At 59.0% G+C, this 2,959-nt stretch carries 3 protein-coding genes and 2 pseudogenes; 1 reads left to right on the top strand and 4 read right to left on the bottom strand.

The window, feature by feature from the left end; all coding sequences use genetic code 11:
- Both KRX52_RS13225 and alaC read right to left on the bottom strand, forming a co-directional pair.
- Positions 1-124 (bottom strand): annotated as a pseudogene (locus KRX52_RS13225) (IS110 family transposase); the annotation flags it as partial.
- 100 nt (positions 125-224) lie between these two features.
- The gene (gene alaC, locus KRX52_RS13220; RefSeq protein WP_217682191.1) at positions 225-1,460 is read right to left on the bottom strand and encodes an alanine transaminase; all 1,236 of its coding nucleotides are present in this window, start codon (positions 1,458-1,460) and stop codon (positions 225-227) included.
- Positions 1,461-1,608: 148 nt separating this feature from the next.
- On the opposite strand from alaC, the pseudogene KRX52_RS13215 reads away from it, so the two are divergent.
- Positions 1,609-1,716: pseudogene (locus KRX52_RS13215) on the top strand (IS110 family transposase); the annotation flags it as partial.
- Between the two features lie 279 nt (positions 1,717-1,995).
- Here KRX52_RS13215 and KRX52_RS21095 read toward each other — a convergent pair.
- On the bottom strand, positions 1,996-2,337 hold the full coding sequence (locus tag KRX52_RS21095) for a zinc ribbon domain-containing protein (protein ID WP_217682190.1): 342 nt from the start codon (positions 2,335-2,337) through the stop codon (positions 1,996-1,998).
- 84 nt (positions 2,338-2,421) lie between these two features.
- Positions 2,422-2,799 (bottom strand): hypothetical protein, encoded by a 378-nt coding sequence (locus tag KRX52_RS13205; RefSeq protein WP_217682189.1) that lies wholly within the window; start codon positions 2,797-2,799, stop codon positions 2,422-2,424.
- Positions 2,800-2,959 lie beyond the last annotated feature (160 nt).

Genomic DNA, 2,959 nt, shown 5'->3' with positions numbered 1-2,959 from the left:
GGAAGAAGTTGAACATCTGCGCCCGCTTGAGCTGCTTGCGGCAGATCACCTGCTCATGACTGTCGACGCCGTGAATCTGGAACACCTGCTTTGCCAAATCGATGCCGATTCGCTTAAGTTTCATGGTCACTCCCTCCTCCGGTGACTGCTGTTTTCAGCAACTTCAGTCTGGCGCATTGACGCCGTTAGGAGGGGGGAGTCCATTTCATTGCCCTACGGTCGGGTCAGCTGTCGTTGTCGCCCTTCGCTGCCTTCGGCGGCAACAGGCCGTCTGCGCGGAACATCGCCTTGATGCCGCGGATCGCCTGGCGGGTGCGGTCGAGGTTCTCGATCAGCGCGAAGCGTACGTGGTCGTCGCCGTAGTCGCCGAAGCCGATGCCGGGCGAGACGCAGACCTTGGCCTCGGCCAGCAGCTTCTTGGCGAACTCCAGCGAGCCGAGGTGGGCGTAGGCTTCCGGGATCTTCGCCCAGATGTACATCGCGGCCTTGGGCTTCTCGACCATCCAGCCGAGCTCGTGCAGGCCCTTGACCAGCACGTTGCGTCGCTCGCAGTACTTGTCGGCGATGTCGCGCACGCACTGCTGGTCGCCTTCCAGGGCGGCGATGGCGGCCACCTGCAGCGGGGTGAAGGTGCCGTAGTCGTGGTAGCTCTTGATCCGCGCCAGGGCGCTCACGAGCTCTTTATTGCCGACCATGAAGCCGATCCGCCAGCCGGCCATGTTGTAGCTCTTCGACAGGGTGAAGAACTCCACGGCGACATCCTTGGCGCCCGGCACCTGCATGATCGACGGCGCCTTCCAGCCGTCGAAGACGATGTCGGCGTAGGCCAGGTCGTGCACCACCAGAATGTCGTACTGCTTGGCCAGGGCCACCACGCGCTCGAAGAAGTCCAGCTCCACGCACTGCGCGGTGGGGTTGGAGGGAAAGCCGATGATCATCATCTTCGGCTTGGGGATCGACTCGCGGATCGCCCGCTCCAGCTCGGCGAAGAAGTCGACGCCGGGCACCAGCGGCACCGAGCGCACCTGGGCGCCGGCGATCACCGCGCCGTAGATGTGGATCGGGTAGCTGGGGTTGGGCACCAGCACGGTGTCGCCATGGTCGAGTGTGGCCAGCATCAGGTGCGCCAGGCCTTCCTTGGAGCCGATGGTGACGATGGCCTCGCTGTCCGGGTCGATCTCCACCTGATAGCGATCCTGGTACCAGCGCGAGATGGCGCGGCGCAGGCGCGGGATGCCGCGCGAGGTGGAGTAGCCGTGGGTGTCGTCGCGCTGGGCGACCTGCACCAGCTTGTCGACGATGTGCGGCGGGGTGGCGCCGTCGGGGTTGCCCATGCTGAAGTCGATGATGTCCTCGCCACGGCGGCGGGCGGCCATTTTCAGCTCGGCGGTGATGTTGAAGACGTAGGGAGGGAGACGATCGATGCGCGCAAAACGGCGCCCGGAACGGGAGTCGGTCATGAAGTTTCTCGAATACGTAAGCGCCCGGAACCGTCCGAGCGACGTTGGCCAGTGCGCTGGCCTGCGTCGGCGAAGATACGCCTGCAGGGATTCGTCTGTCGAGGGAGTCATGTGATGGGCTGGCCCGGCTCATTGCCAAGTGGTGGGGCACAAGGCCGCGGTGGCGCTGGCCAACAAGCTGGTACGGATCTGCTGGGCGGTGTGGTGCCATGAGCGGCGCTTCAGCGGCGACTGGCAGAGCAAACAGCCCGCCTGACGGCGGGCCGGAGTAATCAGGAAGCGGTTTTCTTGTGGTTGTGGTGAACAGCGACACTGTCGGAACAGGCGAGTCCTGCAGCGGAATAAGGCCGATAACAATGCTGATCCCCGTGATCGATTGAACGCTTGGCCCCCGCTGCGCAAACTACAGAGTGGCCCGGGCGGCAACGCTCAGCGAAGGCCGGATATACGAATGCAACCGCACTGACGACAGGGTTGGCAAGGCTTTAATCACCACTTGTGGGGCGAGTCCATATACGCATTGTTATACTTGACCTCAAAAGCCAAGATCGTACAGTGCCCTCAGGGCACTGCGCTCGCATCTATAAAACTCCGTGTGCCCGCAATGAGAACAAGAAATAAATGAGAACTTTTCTGTCTCAACCTCAAAAACACTTGAAAGAATCCCTCCCGAGTTACGAGTCTCTCCCACCTCATACTTTTCACAGTCACACTTTAGGAATTTGTATTTTTTACCCTGTGTAGATGTGAAAAGAGCCCGGTGGGCTTCGACCTCTGTTGCGTTTGCATTAGATGGGCATTCACATCTGGCACAAAGTAGAGCGCTAGACTCATTAGACTCACTGCATGCTGCACAGGTCCATCTGTTGGTAGGCATAGAATATCCTTATAACGTGAAGGTAAGGGGCTGCGCTTTAGCGCAGTCCCAGCGCAGCGTAGCGGAGCGAACTTGACCGTAGGGTTAGGCATTTTTTCTCACCGGGATGTTGATACGGTTACCAAGCTTTGAAATGACTATTGAGCGAAGTGGCTCCAGGAAGTTACCTGCTTCTGCCGCCACGACATCGCTGAGCTGTGAAGAAATAAGTCGCTGAGCCAGTTCAATGTTCTGAGTTGGGGACCACATTGAAAGATTTGAATGATCGTTTCCGATCCGAATGCGCCAAGGCCTCCCGCCGGGGAGGAAATCTAGTGAGCCAACCTGACCAGCATCTACAGCTATGGCAAGACCGTAGTCTAGATACACTCCATTCAGGGAGCATACTTCTACTTCTTCTTCCGTATGCTCGATGGGGCCGGAGTGAAGTTCATGGAGCGGATAAGACACAAAGAATTCCATTATTCAATTTCCTTTGGATCAGAGAGTAAGATGCCTAAGGAAGGTCTGAAATAGCCCTCCCCATTCGCGACAGACCTGCTCGGCAGGCCAAAATCGGGCTACTTCATCCCCCTGGACTCAGTTTCCTGCCCCCGAAGAGCATTTGCCGGGGGCTTCCCCT

Source organism: Geopseudomonas aromaticivorans (genome assembly GCF_019097855.1).
Classification (GTDB): domain Bacteria; phylum Pseudomonadota; class Gammaproteobacteria; order Pseudomonadales; family Pseudomonadaceae; genus Geopseudomonas; species Geopseudomonas aromaticivorans.
The sequence above is the reverse complement of the archived record's forward strand: the minus strand, read 5'-3'. Positions and strand labels throughout refer to the sequence as shown.